The 15,911-nt window shown below is 45.5% G+C and carries 18 protein-coding genes; 9 read left to right on the top strand and 9 right to left on the bottom strand.

The features are described 5' to 3' along the window. Positions 1 to 7 precede the first annotated feature (7 nt). Positions 8 to 904: a recombination-associated protein RdgC gene (locus QEO93_RS00550; RefSeq protein WP_032137544.1), complete on the bottom strand. Its 897-nt coding sequence runs from the start codon at positions 902 to 904 to the stop codon at positions 8 to 10. A 197-nt stretch (positions 905 to 1,101) separates the two neighbouring features. On the opposite strand from QEO93_RS00550, the gene QEO93_RS00545 reads away from it, so the two are divergent. The 9 genes from QEO93_RS00545 (at position 1,102) to nqrM (ending at position 8,810) form a co-directional block, all read left to right on the top strand. Beyond that, the gene (locus QEO93_RS00545) at positions 1,102 to 2,448 is read left to right on the top strand and encodes a Na(+)-translocating NADH-quinone reductase subunit A (RefSeq protein ID WP_032137586.1); all 1,347 of its coding nucleotides are present in this window, start codon (positions 1,102 to 1,104) and stop codon (positions 2,446 to 2,448) included. A gap of 2 nt (positions 2,449 to 2,450) precedes the next feature. Further along, positions 2,451 to 3,689 (top strand): NADH:ubiquinone reductase (Na(+)-transporting) subunit B, encoded by a 1,239-nt coding sequence (locus QEO93_RS00540; RefSeq protein ID WP_032137543.1) that lies wholly within the window; start codon positions 2,451 to 2,453, stop codon positions 3,687 to 3,689. After that, entirely contained in the window at positions 3,682 to 4,452 is a 771-nt protein-coding gene (locus QEO93_RS00535; protein WP_032137542.1) for a Na(+)-translocating NADH-quinone reductase subunit C, read from the top strand. Before QEO93_RS00540 ends, QEO93_RS00535 begins: the two co-directional genes overlap by 8 nt. After that, positions 4,452 to 5,078: an NADH:ubiquinone reductase (Na(+)-transporting) subunit D gene (locus QEO93_RS00530; protein WP_032137541.1), complete on the top strand. Its 627-nt coding sequence runs from the start codon at positions 4,452 to 4,454 to the stop codon at positions 5,076 to 5,078. Before QEO93_RS00535 ends, QEO93_RS00530 begins: the two co-directional genes overlap by 1 nt. Position 5,079: 1 nt before the next feature. Further along, complete coding sequence (nqrE, locus tag QEO93_RS00525) at positions 5,080 to 5,673, top strand: NADH:ubiquinone reductase (Na(+)-transporting) subunit E (protein ID WP_032137540.1); 594 nt, start codon at positions 5,080 to 5,082, stop codon at positions 5,671 to 5,673. A 58-nt stretch (positions 5,674 to 5,731) separates the two neighbouring features. Then, positions 5,732 to 6,955, top strand: a complete 1,224-nt coding sequence (gene nqrF / locus QEO93_RS00520; RefSeq protein WP_032137539.1) for an NADH:ubiquinone reductase (Na(+)-transporting) subunit F — start codon at positions 5,732 to 5,734, stop codon at positions 6,953 to 6,955. Positions 6,956 to 7,184: 229 nt separating this feature from the next. Further along, positions 7,185 to 7,481, top strand: a complete 297-nt coding sequence (locus tag QEO93_RS00515) for a hypothetical protein (protein WP_032137538.1) — start codon at positions 7,185 to 7,187, stop codon at positions 7,479 to 7,481. A 67-nt stretch (positions 7,482 to 7,548) separates the two neighbouring features. Beyond that, on the top strand, positions 7,549 to 8,595 hold the full coding sequence (locus tag QEO93_RS00510) for an FAD:protein FMN transferase (RefSeq protein WP_032137537.1): 1,047 nt from the start codon (positions 7,549 to 7,551) through the stop codon (positions 8,593 to 8,595). A 17-nt stretch (positions 8,596 to 8,612) separates the two neighbouring features. Then, positions 8,613 to 8,810: a (Na+)-NQR maturation NqrM gene (gene nqrM / locus QEO93_RS00505; RefSeq protein WP_032137585.1), complete on the top strand. Its 198-nt coding sequence runs from the start codon at positions 8,613 to 8,615 to the stop codon at positions 8,808 to 8,810. Between the two features lie 318 nt (positions 8,811 to 9,128). Here nqrM and secF read toward each other — a convergent pair whose 3' ends face one another. The 8 genes from secF to QEO93_RS00465 form a co-directional block, all read right to left on the bottom strand. Then, entirely contained in the window at positions 9,129 to 10,067 is a 939-nt protein-coding gene (secF, locus tag QEO93_RS00500; protein ID WP_032137536.1) for a protein translocase subunit SecF, read from the bottom strand. 3 nt (positions 10,068 to 10,070) lie between these two features. After that, a complete protein-coding gene (gene secD / locus QEO93_RS00495; RefSeq protein WP_032137535.1) occupies positions 10,071 to 11,930 on the bottom strand; it encodes a protein translocase subunit SecD in 1,860 nt (619 codons plus the stop codon). A gap of 32 nt (positions 11,931 to 11,962) precedes the next feature. Further along, entirely contained in the window at positions 11,963 to 12,286 is a 324-nt protein-coding gene (yajC, locus tag QEO93_RS00490) for a preprotein translocase subunit YajC (protein WP_032137584.1), read from the bottom strand. 112 nt (positions 12,287 to 12,398) lie between these two features. After that, the gene (locus QEO93_RS00485) at positions 12,399 to 12,935 is read right to left on the bottom strand and encodes an isochorismatase family protein (protein WP_085815469.1); all 537 of its coding nucleotides are present in this window, start codon (positions 12,933 to 12,935) and stop codon (positions 12,399 to 12,401) included. Positions 12,936 to 12,971: 36 nt separating this feature from the next. Continuing rightward, the gene (locus QEO93_RS00480; protein ID WP_245190660.1) at positions 12,972 to 13,385 is read right to left on the bottom strand and encodes a hypothetical protein; all 414 of its coding nucleotides are present in this window, start codon (positions 13,383 to 13,385) and stop codon (positions 12,972 to 12,974) included. Positions 13,386 to 13,618: 233 nt separating this feature from the next. Further along, positions 13,619 to 14,137: a lysozyme gene (locus tag QEO93_RS00475; protein ID WP_245832162.1), complete on the bottom strand. Its 519-nt coding sequence runs from the start codon at positions 14,135 to 14,137 to the stop codon at positions 13,619 to 13,621. Positions 14,138 to 14,139: 2 nt separating this feature from the next. Continuing rightward, positions 14,140 to 14,850: a phage capsid family protein gene (locus QEO93_RS00470; protein WP_085815468.1), complete on the bottom strand. Its 711-nt coding sequence runs from the start codon at positions 14,848 to 14,850 to the stop codon at positions 14,140 to 14,142. A gap of 11 nt (positions 14,851 to 14,861) precedes the next feature. After that, positions 14,862 to 15,833 carry a hypothetical protein gene (locus tag QEO93_RS00465; protein ID WP_085815467.1) on the bottom strand — a complete coding sequence of 324 codons (972 nt, stop codon included), beginning with the start codon at positions 15,831 to 15,833 and terminating at the stop codon, positions 14,862 to 14,864. Positions 15,834 to 15,911 lie beyond the last annotated feature (78 nt).

The raw sequence follows: 15,911 nt of genomic DNA, 5'->3' as shown, positions 1-15,911 counted from the left end.
AACCACATTATTCCTGCCAACCGCCCAAGCAGCCCACCAATTCCATAATCATCGTGGATACGCTCTGCGCCATCAAAATCTGCGAAGCAAATGCCAAACTTGCCGTGTCATCGCCGTGCTGTTCCGCTTCTTCCTGCAAAACGTCCAAATACTGAATCCGTTTCAGCGAAAAATCTTCCGTCAGAACAAACGCAATTTGCTCGCGCCAAACCAAACCCAGTTGCGTACACGTTTTGCCATTTTTAACGTGCTGAACCACCTCGTCCACCGTCAAATCCTGTTTCGCGATTTTCACCGTTGGCACAACATCGCCCGTGCCTTTCAATTCACACGAATCGTCCAACTCAAAGCCGCCCTCACACGCGCCGCGCAGCAGCCAATCTGTCATCAGGCTGCTGGGCGATTGCTTCGTTTGTGGCAAACGCGCGTCCATACCACCCAACGCCTCACGCAGTTTTGCCAACGCATTTTCTGCTTTCGTGCCTGCGCCGTTTACCAACATAAAGCCATGTTTCGTATCGCAAACCATTTGCGTGCGACTGGTCTTCACAAACGCGCGTGGCAACAAGTCATCTGTAATTTGCTCTTTCAATTCCTGCTTTTCTTTGCGCCCAACATTTCGCGCTTCTGCAGCCTGAATATCTGCCACTTTCTCGTCCAAAATATCGCGTACCACTGCCGCAGGCAGCACTTTCTCCGCTTTTTTCAGCGACACCGACCAAGTGAAATCCGCAGGAAACACCAGCTCTGGCGAAAACCCATGCGGTGGCGCGAAGCCTTCGCTGAACCAGTCTAACCCTGTTACAGGCGCAAATTCAGCTTCTGCCAATTTGTCTGCCAGCGTTTCTATTTCAGGCTGTGTTTCGGTGTTAATCGGGTAAAAAGTTATTTGTTTGAACCACATTTTTTGTCGCTTTTCGTTTCTGCAAAGTTCGCTATTATAAGTTATGCGAACGGATTATTCACGCAGCCTGAAAAACTTGTTTCAGGCTGCGTGAAATTTTATTTGTCAATACGTATTCAGATGATTTGCAAAACAATGGTAACAAATGCATATTTACGTTAAAATTAAATTTGTTTAGTAAACCTATGGAACGCAATATGATTCATATTAAAAAAGGTTTGGATTTGCCTATTGCTGGCAAACCAGACCAAACCGCTATCCATGCAGGTAACACCGTTAGCCAAGTCGCTATTTTAGGCGAAGAATACATTGGCATGCGCCCAAGTATGAAAGTGCAAGAAGGCGACGTTGTCAAAAAAGGGCAAGTGTTATTTGTTGATAAGAAAAACGAAGGCGTGGTGTTTACTGCGCCTGCGGCTGGCAAAGTGGTTGCCATCAATCGCGGCGAAAAACGCGTGCTGCAATCGGTTGTCATTGAATTGCAAGGCAATGAACAAATCACGTTCAAAGCGTTTTCAGGCAGCGATTGGGATAATTTAACCAACGAGCAAGCGCGTGAAAACTTGGTGCAATCTGGCTTGTGGACTGCGTTCCGCACACGCCCGTTTAGCAAAATTCCTGCAATTAACGGCAATCCAAAAGCGATTTTTGTGACCGCAATGGACACCAATCCTTTGGCGACAGACCCTGCGTTGATTATTCAAGAACGCAGCGAAGATTTTGCGCGCGGTTTAACCGCTATCAGCAAACTGACTGAAAACAAAGTTCACGTGTGCAAAGCCCCAAACGCAAACGTGCCAACAGTAAGCGCAAGCAATGTTGAAGTGCATGAATTTGGTGGCGTACATCCTGCTGGTTTGGTGGGTACGCACATTCATTTTATTGAACCTGTGAGCTTGCAAAAAACCGTTTGGCACATTGGTTATCAAGATGTGATTGCGATTGGTCATTTATTTGCCACTGGCGAATTGGACAACACACGCGTGATTTCGTTGGCAGGCCCACAAGTGGAACAGCCACGCGTGATTCGCACAGTTTTGGGCGCAAAAGTGTCTGAATTGACTTCAGGCAGCCTGAAAAATACAGAAAACCGTGTGATTTCAGGTTCTGTGTTGAATGGCGCGATTGCAAGCGGTGCTCACGATTATTTGGGACGTTACCACAATCAAATTTCTGTGATTGAAGAAGGTCGCGCTAAAGAATTTTTGGGCTTTGTTGCGCCTTATGCGGATAAGTTTTCAGTTACGCGCACCACTGTTGGGCATTTCCTGAAAAACAAATTGTTCAATTTCACTACGGCGGTACACGGTGGCAAACGCGGCATGGTGCCAATCGGTACTTATGAACGTGTGATGCCTTTGGATATTTTGCCAACCTTGTTGCTGCGCGATTTAATCGTGGGTGATACGGACAGCGCACACGCATTGGGCTGCTTGGAATTAGATGAAGAAGATTTGGCGTTGTGCAGCTTTGTTTGCCCAGGTAAATATGAATATGGCTCGTTGTTGCGCAATGTGTTGAACACGATTGAGAAAGAGGGTTAAACGTGGGATTAAAAAATCTTTTAGAAAAAATAGAACCGCAGTTTCATCAAGGTGGTAAATACGAAAAATGGTTTCCGCTGTTTGAAGCGGTTGCCAGTATTTTATACACTCAGGGTCATGTAACGCGCCAAGCGGCACACGTTCGCGATGCGTTGGATTCTAAACGCATGATGACTTTAGTGTGGTTGGCTCTGTTCCCTGCCCTATTCTGGGGCATGTATAACGTGGGCAATCAGTCCATCTTGGCGTTGAACCACGGTGGTGATTTAATCGCGCAAAATGTGGCAAGCAACTGGCATTATGCTTTGGCAAATATGTTGAGGATTGACTTAACGTCTTCGGCTGGCATCATCAGCAAAATGCTGCTGGGTGCACTGTTTGTTGTGCCGATTTATGCGACTGTGTTTATTGTCGGCGGTTTCTGGGAAGTACTGTTTGCGATTGTGCGTAAACATGAAATCAATGAAGGTTTCTTTGTAACTTCTATCTTGTTCACGCTGATTGTTCCACCTACTTTGCCTTTGTGGCAAACCGCTTTGGGCATTACGTTTGGCGTAGTAATCGCCAAAGAGGTGTTTGGTGGCACAGGCAAAAACTTTATGAATCCTGCTTTAGCTGGACGTGCATTCTTGTTTTTCTCTTATCCTGCCAATATGACGGGCGATAAAGTGTGGACGGCGGTTGATGGTTTTTCAGGTGCAACAGCGTTATCACAATGGTCTAGCGGTGGTGGCGTGGCTTCTTTGAAACACGCGGTAACAGGCGAGCCTATCACTTGGATGGACGCTTTCTTAGGCAACATGACTGGCTCAATCGGCGAAGTTTCTACTTTGGCTTTGTTGATTGGCGGCGCGATTATCGTGTTTGCGCGTGTGGCTTCTTGGCGCATTATCTTGGGCGTAATGCTGGGCATGGTGGCAACTTCAACCTTGTTTAACATGATTGGTTCTGAAACCAACGCGATGTTCTCAATGCCTTGGTATTGGCACTTTGTGTTAGGCGGTTTTGCGATTGGTATGCTGTTTATGGCAACTGACCCTGTTTCCGCTTCGTTTACCGATACAGGCAAATGGTGGTATGGCGCATTGATTGGCGTGATGTGTGTGCTGATTCGTGTGGTCAATCCAGCCTATCCTGAAGGCATGATGTTAGCGATTTTGTTTGCTAACTTGTTTGCCCCAATTTTTGATAACTTAGTGGTTCGCGCCAATATCAAACGGAGAAAAGCACGTCATGGCTAAATTTGATAAAGACAGTTTTGGCGGCACAATGGCAGTGGTTTTAGCGGTTAGCTTGGTCTGTTCCGTTATTGTGGCTGGTTCTGCCATTGGTCTGAAACCGACTCAAAACGAAAAGAAATTGCTGGATAAGCAAAAAAATATTTTGGCAGCCGCAGGTTTGCTTTCAGGCAGCAATGCTGATGTGAAAACTTTATACGCCGAACGTGTTGAGCCACGCGTGGTGGATTTAGCAACAGGCGATTATGTGGAAGGTTTAAAAGACTTTGACGCTCGCACCGCAGCTAAAGACCCTGAACAAAGCGTTGCCATTCCCAAAGAGCAAGACACAGCAACCATTCAACGCCGTGCCAAATACGCAGAAGTGTATTTAATCAAAGACACTTCAGGCAAATTGGAACAAATCGTTTTGCCGATGCATGGTAGTGGCTTGTGGTCAATCATGTACGGTTTTGTGGCAGTGAAAGCCGATGGCAACACCATCAACGGTATCACTTACTACGAACAAGGTGAAACGGCTGGTTTGGGTGGCGAAATTGCTAACCCATTGTGGCAAAAAAACTTTGTTGGCAAAAAACTGTATAACGAAAAAGGCGAAGTGGCGATTAAAGTAGCCAAAAACGCTTCAGCAGACCAAGAGCATGGCGTGGACGGCTTATCAGGCGCAACCATGACCACAAAAGGCGTAAATGGTTCATTCCATTACTGGTTTAGCGAAAATGGTTATGCCCCATATTTGAACAAAATCAAGGCAGGAGCGAAATAATGGCAGATACAAAACGCTTAAAACACTTATTCTTTTCCCCTTTCATTGAAAACAACCCAGTGGCATTGCAAGTGTTAGGGATTTGTTCTTCATTGGCAGTAACCACCAAGCTGCAAACAGCTGTGGTGATGGGGATTTCGGTGGCATTGGTAACCGCTTTTTCAAGCTGCTGCATTTCCGCCATTCGCAACTACATTCCCAACAGCATTCGTATTATCGTGCAAATGGCGATTATCGCTTCGTTGGTAACCGTGGTTGACCAAGTTTTGCAAGCTTATGCTTTTGATTTATCAAAACAACTGTCCGTATTCGTTGGCTTGATTATTACCAACTGTATCGTGATGGGTCGTGCAGAAGCTTTCGCCATGAAAGAGCCGCCATTAGAAAGTTTTGTGGACGGTTTGGGCAATGGTTTGGGCTACGGCATGATGTTGGTTATCATCGCAACCATTCGCGAATTTATCGGTTCAGGCAAATTGTTTGGCATTGAAATCATGCAAACCGTGCAAAACGGCGGCTGGTATCAAGCCAACGGTTTATTCCTGATTGCACCTAGCGCATTCTTCATCATTGGTTTACTGGTGTGGGCATTGCGCACTTGGAAACCAGAACAAGCGGAGAAATAACATGCAAAACTTGTTAAGTATTTTCATCAAAGCCGTGTTCATTGAAAATATGGCATTATCGTTTTTCTTGGGCATGTGTACTTTCCTCGCCGTTTCCAAGAAAATTTCTACCGCATTTGGCTTGGGCGTTGCCGTAACTTTCGTGTTAGCGATTTCCGTTCCAGCCAACCAATTAGTGTACTCTTTGCTTAAAGACAGCGCGTTGGTAAAAGGCGTAGATTTAACCTTTCTGAAATACATTACATTCATCGGTGTGATTGCCGCATTGGTGCAAATTTTGGAAATGATTTTGGACAAATTTGTCCCTGCCCTATACAACGCACTGGGGATTTTCCTGCCACTGATTACCGTGAACTGCGCGATTTTCGGTGCTGTGTCTTTCATGGTGCAACGTGATTACAACTTTGTAGAATCCATCGTTTACGGCACAGGCGCAGGTTTAGGCTGGATGTTGGCGATTGTGGCTATGGCAGGTATCACAGAAAAACTGAAATACGCTGATGTACCCAAAGGTTTGCGCGGTTTAGGCATTACCTTTATCAGCGGTGGCTTAATGGCATTAGGTTTTATGTCATTCTCAGGCATTCAGTTATAACCTTTTCAGGTTGCATTTTTCAGGCAACCTAAAAACCCCAAGATTGGAGAACATTTTAATGGATATCATCTTAGGTATCGTGATGTTTACCGTCATTATCGTGATTTTGGCACTGATGATTTTATTTGCCAAATCCAAGTTAGTGAATTCGGGCGACATCACAATCAATATCAACGGCGACCCAGAAAAATCCATCACGCTTCCAGCAGGTGGCAAATTACTCGGCGCATTAGCCAGCAAAGGCATCTTTGTATCATCAGCTTGCGGCGGTGGTGGTTCATGCGGACAGTGTCGCGTGAAAGTGAAAAGTGGTGGCGGCGATATTCTGCCAACCGAGTTATCACACATCAGCAAACGCGAAGCAGCAGAAGGTTGCCGTTTGTCTTGCCAAGTAAACGTGAAAAACAGCATGGACATCGTGTTGCCAGACGAAGTGTTTGGCGTGAAAAAATGGGAATGCACCGTTATTTCAAACGACAACAAAGCCACGTTTATTAAAGAGCTAAAATTAGCCATTCCAGAAGGCGAAGAAGTCCCATTCCGTGCAGGTGGCTACATTCAAATTGAAGCCAAACCACACACCGTGAGCTACAAAGACTATGATATTCCCAAAGAATATCACGAAGACTGGGACAAATTTAACCTGTGGCGTTACGTTTCAACCGTTGAAGAGCCGATTGTTCGCGCCTACTCAATGGCTTCTTACCCAGAAGAAAAAGGCATTATCATGCTGAACGTGCGTATTGCCACGCCGCCTCCAAGAAACCCAGATGTCGCACCAGGTCAAATGTCCTCTTACATTTGGTCATTAAAAGCTGGCGACAAAGTAACCATTTCAGGTCCATTTGGCGAATTTTTTGCCAAAGACACAGACGCAGAAATGGTCTTCATTGGCGGTGGTGCAGGTATGGCACCAATGCGTTCACACATTTTTGACCAGCTCAAGCGCCTCAAAACCAAACGCAAAATCAGCTTCTGGTACGGCGCACGTTCCAAACGCGAAATGTTCTACACCGAAGATTTTGACCAACTGGCAGCTGAAAACGAGAATTTTGAATGGCACGTTGCCCTGTCCGACCCACAACCCGATGATAATTGGGACGGTTACACAGGCTTCATTCACAACGTGTTATACGAAAACTATCTGAAAAATCACGAAGCACCAGAAGACTGCGAATTTTACATGTGTGGTCCTCCAGTGATGAATGCCGCAGTGATTAAAATGCTGAAAGATTTAGGCGTTGAAGACGAGAATATCTTATTAGACGATTTCGGCGGTTAAGTTATGAAAGGGAAATACACATTCAGGCAACCTGAAAGTATTTCCCTATTTTTTTCAGGCTGAAAGTTTTGTAAAACCAAGAAATCTTTATTTGGTAGGGACAAGGTTTATCCTTGTTTAATTTTAACTTGCTGAAAATTTTAATTTTTCTGAAACGTGAAAAAGGACAGAGATTAACCCCGTTACCGTTAGCAATAGCCGAATCACAGGCAGAAGCACCAGCGTAGGCGTGTATTTAGACGCAGAAAGCGGCCACAACACCTTCACAGGCAACACCATTAGCAACAATGAATTTTTCTACCGCATTTATCGCGGCAAGTTGCCATCAATCTGGTTGGGCGCACGAGATGGCAACCGCAGCTATTGCTCACTAGACGCAGACTACAACTTCGGTAGCGGTCAAAGCGACAAAGATTTTGCCAACGGTAACGTGATTGAAAACAACAAAATCCGCCGCCTATCACCAAGCAAAATGATTCATGATAACGGCGAAAATAATCGCATCAGCAACAACAAAACCGTATAATTTCCAATCTAACGCAGCCTGAAAATCATTCTTCAAGCTCCCAACTTAGTTCACACGGTAAAACAACATGATACTCAAAAAAATCCTACCCTTTTTGTTTAGCGCAGCCGTTTTAACCGCCTGCCACTCCGAGCAAAAAAACGAAATGGCGACTCTAAGCGGCAAAACCATGGGGACGACCTACACCGTCAAATACATCGTTCCCCAAAACAACAAACTGCCTAACAGCGCACAAGTGCAGCAAGAACTGGACAGCTTACTCAAAGAAGTCAATCGCCAAATGTCCACCTACCAAAACAACTCGGAAATCAGCCAATTCAACCAGCGCAAAGCCAGCCAAGGTGAAATGCCGATTGCCGATGATTTCGCCGCCGTAGTCGCCGAGTCCATTCGCTTGAACAAAGTAACCGAAGGCGCGCTGGACGTAACCGTTGGGCCGTTCGTTAATTTATGGGGCTTCGGGCCAGACAAAACCATTCGCCAAGCCCCCACGCAAGAGCAACTCAACGCCGCACGCAATTTAGTTGGCCTAGACAAACTCATTTTCAAGCAGCCTGAAAGTGGCAAAAAAGCCCAACTAGGCAAAACCATAGACGGCGTATATTTAGACCTATCCGCGATTGCCAAAGGTTTTGGCGTGGACAAATTAGCCGACTATTTTGAACAACATCACGTTGAAAATTATCTGGTAGAAATTGGCGGCGAATTGCGCGGCAAAGGCAAAAACCTGCAAGGCGAAACATGGCGCGTCGGGATTGAACAACCCAATATCGCGCAAAATCAAAATAGCCAAGTGGTTGTGTCACTACACAACAAAGCCCTTGCTACTTCAGGCGATTACCGCAATTTCCACATGGACGACAAAGGCAATCGCTTGTCGCACATCATCAACCCGAAAACGGAGCAACCAATCAGCCACAATCTCGCGTCTATCAGCGTGGTTGCCGATACCACGATGACGGCGGACGGCTTGGCAACAGGCTTATATGTTTTGGGTGAAAAAGAAGCACTACGCTTGGCAGAACAACAAAATTTGGCTATTTTCCTGATTATTAAGACAGAAGATGGTTTTGAGACTAGAATGTCATCGGCATTTAAATCTCTAATTAATTAATGAAAGGACTAAAAATGTTGAAATTAGTTTTGATTACTATGGGCTTTTTTCTGGTTGTGATTTTGGGTATGGCTTTGGGCTATATATTCCGCAAAGAAACCATTAAAGGCAGTTGCGGCGGCATTTCTGCATTAGGCATGAAAAAAATGTGCGATTGCGAAACACCTTGCGATACGCGTAAAGCCCAAATGGAAAAAGAAACACAAAGCTCATAAACAAAAAGCAGCCTGAAAACTTTCAGGCTGCTTTTTATTGATAGGGGCAAGGTTTATCCTTATCCAATCTTTAATTTTCTGAAACGTAAAAAAGGACAGGGATAAACCCCAGACCTGACAAGTCCTAAAATTTGGTAATTTTTAATACTTTAAACAACTTCATTTGTAGGGTGTGTGCAGTATGCACGCACCAAATTTTGAAAATTTTTAACCAATTTTAAAAGTGGTGCGTGAACAAGTTCACACACCCTACAAAAGAAGTTGTCAGGTCTAGGGATAAATCCTGTCCCTACCAAGAAAAAAGTTTTCAGGCTGCAATTAAACAACCAATTCTTCTTTCTCTACTTTCTGTTTTACCACATTGCTGCGGTTCAATCCAAACATCAACAACAACGGACTGGCTACCAACACCGAAGAATAAATACCAAACACGATACCAATCGTCAGCGCAGTGGCAAAGCCGTGCAATGCCGCACCACCAAACACCAGCATAGAAATCACCATCGCTTCAGTTGAACCGTGCGTAATCACGGTACGACCCATTGTGGCAGTAATCGCATTGTCAATCACTTCAGGCACACTATGGTTACGCATTGAGCCTTTTTGGAAGTTTTCACGAATACGGTCAAAAACCACCACTGATTCGTTCACGGAATAACCCAACACCGCCAACACGCCTGCCAACACTGTCAGCGAAAATTCCCAGCGGAAAAAGGCGAAACAGCCCAAAATAATCACAATATCGTGCATATTCGCAATAATCGCGGAAACCGCAAAACGCCATTCAAAGCGCATCGCCACGTAAATGATAATCCCAACTACCACCATACCCAGCGCAGTTAAACCATTGCTTACCAATTCATCGCCCACCGCAGGACCAATATATTCCACTTGGCGCAGCGATACATCAGGGCGTTCTTTCTTCAGCACGTCCAACACTTGGTTAGACAGCTGCGCTGAAGACAAGGTTTTGCTGTTCGGCAAACGAATCATAATGTGCTTATTCGTACCCAATGCTTGCACTTGGATTTCGCCCATTTTCAGGCTGTCCAAATTGTGGCGCACTTGGTTCAAATCCGCACCTTGTTGGTTGTATTCCACTTCCATCAGCGTGCCGCCTGTAAACTCTACAGACAAATTCAGTCCGCGTGTAAACAGGAAGAACACCGCCAAAATAAATGTTACCAACGAGATAAATGTTGTGAGCTTACCATAGCTCATGAATGGAATATCGCGTTTAAAATGAAATAGTTCCATGTTTTACTCCTTTACTGCAACCGATGTTTCAGGTGCGTCCAAAACGGCTGGCACTTTGATACCGATAGACAAGTGTTTGAGTTTACGGCGATTACCATACCACAAGTTCACCATGGCACGAGAAACCACCACTGATGAATAAATGGAAGTGATGATACCCAAGCAATGCACAATCGCAAAACCTTTCACAGGGCCTGAACCAAAAATCAGCAAAGCAATACCAGCAATCAATGACGTTAAGTTCGAGTCCAAAATGGTATCCCACGCATGGTCGTAACCCTCTTTAATCGCCACTTGCGCTTTCTTGCCTTCGCGCAATTCATCGCGAATACGCTCGTTAATCAACACGTTCGAGTCAATCGCCATACCCAGCGTTAATGCCATTGCGGCAATACCGGGAAGAGTCAGCGTGGCTTGCAGTGCAGATAAAATCGAGAACAAGAACAACAAATTAGCTGCCAAAGCAATCGTTGAGAAAATACCAAACAAGCGATAGTAGAAAATCATGAAAATCGCTACCGTACCAAAACCCCAAACGGTTGAATTGATACCTTTGGTGATGTTTTCCGCGCCCAAAGATGGACCAATTGTGCGCTCTTCCACAATTTGCATCGGCGCAGCCAACGAACCTGCACGCAACAGCAACGCCACGTCATTGGCTTCTGCTGCACTTTGCATGCCTGTAATTTGTACGCGACCGCCTGTGATTGGCTCGTTAATGCGCGGCGCGGTTACCACTTCTGATTTACCTTGGTCAATCAGAATCATCGCCATGATTTTGCCTTTATTGGCTGCCGTCAAATCCGCGAAAATGGTAGAACCTGTACCATCCAACGATAAGTTTACACTTGGGCGATTGGTTTGCGGTTCAAAACCCGCTTGCGCCGCGTTGATGTTATCGCCAGTCAGCTCCACTTGTTTGCTGACCAGATAGCGACCACCGTTATTGTCTTTCAACAATTCGTAACCGTCTGGCACATTGCCGTTATTGGCTTGGTTCATCAACGCTGGGTCTGTGCTGACCATGCGCACTTCCAAAGTGGCAGTACGACCAATAATGTCTTTCGCTTTAGCGGTGTCCGTCATCCCTGGTAATTGCACCACAATACGGTCTGCGCCCGCTTGTTGAATGACGGGTTCTGATGTACCCAATTCGTTCACACGATTGTGCAGCGTATTGATATTTTGTTTCACTGCATCGGTGCGAATTTGTTGCATCAGTGCATCAGGCAAGGTAATGGTTACATTATTGCCCTCAGCCGTCAGCGTTGCGCCTTCCATGATTTTTTGCAATTCAGGATAGGCTTTTTGCAAATCGCTCGCGTCTTGGAATGGAATGACTAAGCTGCTGCCGTTTTTCTTGATTTCACCAGAACGAATTTTCAGGCTGCGTAACTGACGACGCGCATCGCCAGCGTAGCGGTCTAATGTTTTGTCCAACGCTGCTTTCATGTCCACTTGCATCGTGAAGTGAACGCCGCCGCGCAAGTCCAAACCCAAGAACATTGGCTGTGCGCCCATTTTTTCTAACCATTGTGGACTATTAGAAATTTGGTTTTGCGCCACAATGTAGCCCTCGCCCAAGGTGCTATCAATCACGTCTCGCGCAGAAATTTTGTTGGCATCTGATACGCGCACTTTCAGGCTGCTGCCTGAAATAAACATGCCGTCGTGTTGAATATTGGCTTTTTGCAACGCTTCGGCAACGCGTTTTTCCGTTTCTTCATTGATTGCCAATGATTGACGGTTAGTAGAAATTTGGATTGCTGGAGTTACGCCGTATAGATTGGGCAGCGTGTAAATCATCGCCAGCACAATCGTGAATAAAATCAGCAGGTTTTTCCAAAGGGGATAACGGTTCATGGTAAACCTTTTAGTTTAAAAAAATAAAAAAATTACTCTGCGCTGTGTTCCGCAGCCGCTTCAGCTTTAGCCGCAATCGCGTTGCGTTCCACTTCCACGTTCAAACCTTTTGCCAATTCGATTGTGAAAATGGTTTCACCTGTTTTCACGACACGACCATAAAAGCCTGACATCAGCAAAACGCGGTCGCCTTTTTTCAGGCTGCTAATCATGACCTGACGTTCTTTTTCACGCTTTTGTTGCGGACGAATCATCATGAAATACATCACCGCAAAAATCAAAATCATCGGCATGAAATTCATCCAAGCCGCAGGTTGCTGAGCCGCTTCGCCTGCCGCGTGTGCAAATTCAATCATCTTGTTTCCTTTACAATAAATAAGCAAAAGGCGAATTTTAGCAGAAATGGTTTCAGGCTGCCTGAAAAACAAAAAAGCAGCCTGAAAAAGTTTTCAGGCTGCTTTTGAAGGGTTACTGAATCAGTTTTGAAATTTCTTTGAAATGCGGATGTTTTGCATCTTTCAGCAACATAAACAACAAACTTTCAATATTGCTGACCGTCGCGCCAGCCGCTTGAATTTGCTGCAAGCCATTCACCTTATTTTCCGCCGTGCGAGAAGTCGCACATTCTTGCGGCACAAACACGTTCAGCCTAGCAGCGCGCATATCCAACACCGTTTGCAGCATGCAAATATGGATTTCGCAACCAATCAAAATCACATTTTCAGGCTGCTTTTTGCAGACAATCGCTTGCACCTCTTCCGTCCACGCAGAGAACTGCGTTTTGGCAAACACAGGCACATCTTTCGTAATCAGCGCAATATCAGGCACGGTCGTGCCTAAACCTTTGGGATATTGCTCCGTAATCACAAGCGGCAAACCCAAAATATTCGCGCCCGTAATCATGCGGCGACACGCTGCCACAAATTCGCTACCTTGGTGCAACGCTGGCAACAATCGTTCTTGAATATCCACCACTAAAACCAAAGTATTTTCAGTTGATAACATATGATTTCCGTTTCGTGTTTTCAGGCAGCCTGAAAATTACTGACTCAATTTCGCCACGCATTGCGTATCGCGCTGCGTAAACGCCTGTTCACCACCCAATAAATTCAATTGCTCTTGCGGCGAAATTTTCGCAAACGACTGAATCTGTTGCGCAGACAATTTCTGCAACGGCTCGTCCCACATGCAGACACAATACTGCGCGACCAGTTTACCGTCCGTATCTTTCAGGCTGCGTTTGGCCAAATCCTGTTGCCATTTATCTGCAAACGGCACGTTTTTGATACAGCTTTCCACAATTGCCGCTTTCGCCTTTGGCTTGCTCATGCCGCACTGGCTCATAAAGAACAGCGCGACAAACAGCAGCGCAATCACGCGCAACCAAATCACAACCGTGCGATGTTTTTTAGACGCTTTCGCCGTTTCAGGCTGAGATGTTTCTTGACTATCCATGCAAACTTTCATGCGAAATATAAAAATAAGATTTAACTTATTATTTTTAAACATTATTCCAAATCATTGTTTTAATAGATACCGTAAAAAATACCGCTATAATGATTTTTATGGAAAATTAAAAAAGAGTTGATGACAATATTACGAGATTTTTATTGCCGTTGCAAAATCATTTATCACACAACAAAACGTAGCCTGAAAATGCCACAAAAACATTTTCAGGCTACGTTTAATCACCCATTTCTAAAAAATTCCTTCATTTCCATTGCGCGGCGATTAGCCAATCCTTGAATTACACGCCCACCAGCCTTGTTATACAACGCAAACGCCTTGCATGCTGCCTGATATTTTTGCTGATTGAGCAAGCGGCAAATGCTTGACTTCGCAAACGCGCCAACACCAATGTTGTAGCACAAACTCACACACGCGTTTAATTGCGATTGTGTTAGTACTACTTTCACGGCGTTTTTGACACCGTTTTCATACGTCAAAACTTGATTAGCAAATTCCGAACGGATTTCATCATCACTCAAAAAATCCCCCATTTTCACCGCTTGCCCAGCACGTTCACCCAAAGTATAGCGTGTCAAACCAATGCCGATTGTGGGAATTTTCACGCTATCCAAATAAGCGTGATTACGTTTACCTTCCAGCCGTGCAATCAAATCAAAGCCTACATCGTCAACGTGCAAATCCTCTTTTACCACACGTGCGACCACTTCCGCAGCCGTTTCTTTCAGCATTTCAGCCATACTCATTCCTTCCCATTTTCCAAAACCTGTTTAACCGACTGATACATTTGCACCGCCGCACGCTGCTTTTCCGCACAGTCTTTATATTTGCCCACCGTATCCACCGCCCAAAAAATAACCGTCTCCCCACGCGTATCAGCCAACTCATTCAACGACTCACATTCACGCGACACATTCAACGGCATTTCAGGCAGCCTGAAATCAACGCTTTTTGATGAATGCGTTAAGTTCGCGCAAGCCGTCAGCGTTAAGGCAATCACGCTGATACACATCACTTGCAGCAATCGCTTCCATTTTTTCATAGACTTCCCCAACTGTTCACGGTTATCTGCTTGCGCCACCACCAACGAAGCCACCGCAGAATCCACCTGATTTTGCACACGGTAACTTTGTCGTAACGAAGACTGCAAACGCACACGCTCCACTTCCAACTCTGCCACTTGAGAACCCATAATCGGAATCATGCTCACAGGTTGCAACAAGTTAAACTTCACTTCATCGCCCAAGCCTTTGCCCAAGTCCTGACAGCGCACAATTGGCATGTGTGCCGTAGTTTGCAGACGCAATGTTGCTTCTGCACCACTTGTCCCTTGTGGCATTTTACCTGCTAAGCGGTTCAATGTACTGTTACGCTGCATGTGCATCGTAAACAAGCCAGCCGCTTGTACTGTCATATTATCTTTATTGCCATAAGTGGCGTTTGTTTTAGCCATGTATCACACTCCTATAGGCTGTTTAAAAAAATATCAACTTGTCCAGGCGTCATATTTGACAACCTTTCCACCAACTGCGCAGGAGGTAAAGCCGCCAACGCTTCATTACCCGAAACAGCTTGCGTTCGCCCAGCAGGAATATCAGACAACGTATTTGGCACATTCGCCTTACCTTTATCAGCCGCAGCACTTTCCGCTTTCGCCGTTTCAGGCTGCGTGATTTCAGGTTTTGCCGTAGCCTGTTTAAAGCTCGTCAGCACATCAATCACTTCTTGCGCCGTGCCTTGTTTCAGCACTTGCTCAATCGCCACACGCATAAAACTAGGCTGCGCTTGCACCCAGTTAGACAATTCATTGCCAGCCGCAATTTTGTCCGCGTCAGGGTGTGCCGCCAAAATCGCCGCAAAGTGTTCTTTCTCTGCCGTTTCCTGTTCGCGCTGTTGCAAAGGCGATAACGCCTGATTCAAACGCTCATCAACCGACTTAAAGCGTTCATCAACCGATTTCATCACACGGGTTTCCACCTTCAAGTCAATCAGTTTCTGAATCCCTGTAGCCAATTCCTTTTCCGAAAAATCGCCAAACAACGCCGCCAATTCTTCTTCAGACAAACCACTTTCCGCTGCCAAATTTGCTGCCGCTTCAGGCAACTTATCCGCCACAGACGGCGGTTCAGTTTCCACTTTCGGCTGTGCTTGCGCCTGTTGCCACTGCGCCATTTGCGCTTTCAACGCTGCCACTTCATCACGCAACGCCTGATTTTCATCAATCACAGGAGGCGTTTCAGGCTGCTTTTTAGATTCAACTTGCGTCGTTTCTTCTGTTACAGATTCAGCCGCTTGTTCATCTGCTGTTTCTTCAGGCGCATTCATATCATCAAGTAATTCAGTTATTTCCGCACCGTTCATCATATCCAGCAAACTTACCGCATTTGCAGGGCTTAATTCCCCACCCAACTGCGCCACAAAATCATTCGGGTCCACACATTCCCTTTCATCAAAAAACCGCTCTCGCGTACAAAACCCATTATCAAGAAAGCACAAGTAAAAAGAAAACCTTAC

This window comes from Kingella negevensis, from assembly GCF_030177895.1.
Lineage (GTDB): Bacteria > Pseudomonadota > Gammaproteobacteria > Burkholderiales > Neisseriaceae > Kingella_C > Kingella_C negevensis.
The sequence above is the reverse complement of the archived record's forward strand: the minus strand, read 5'-3'. Positions and strand labels throughout refer to the sequence as shown.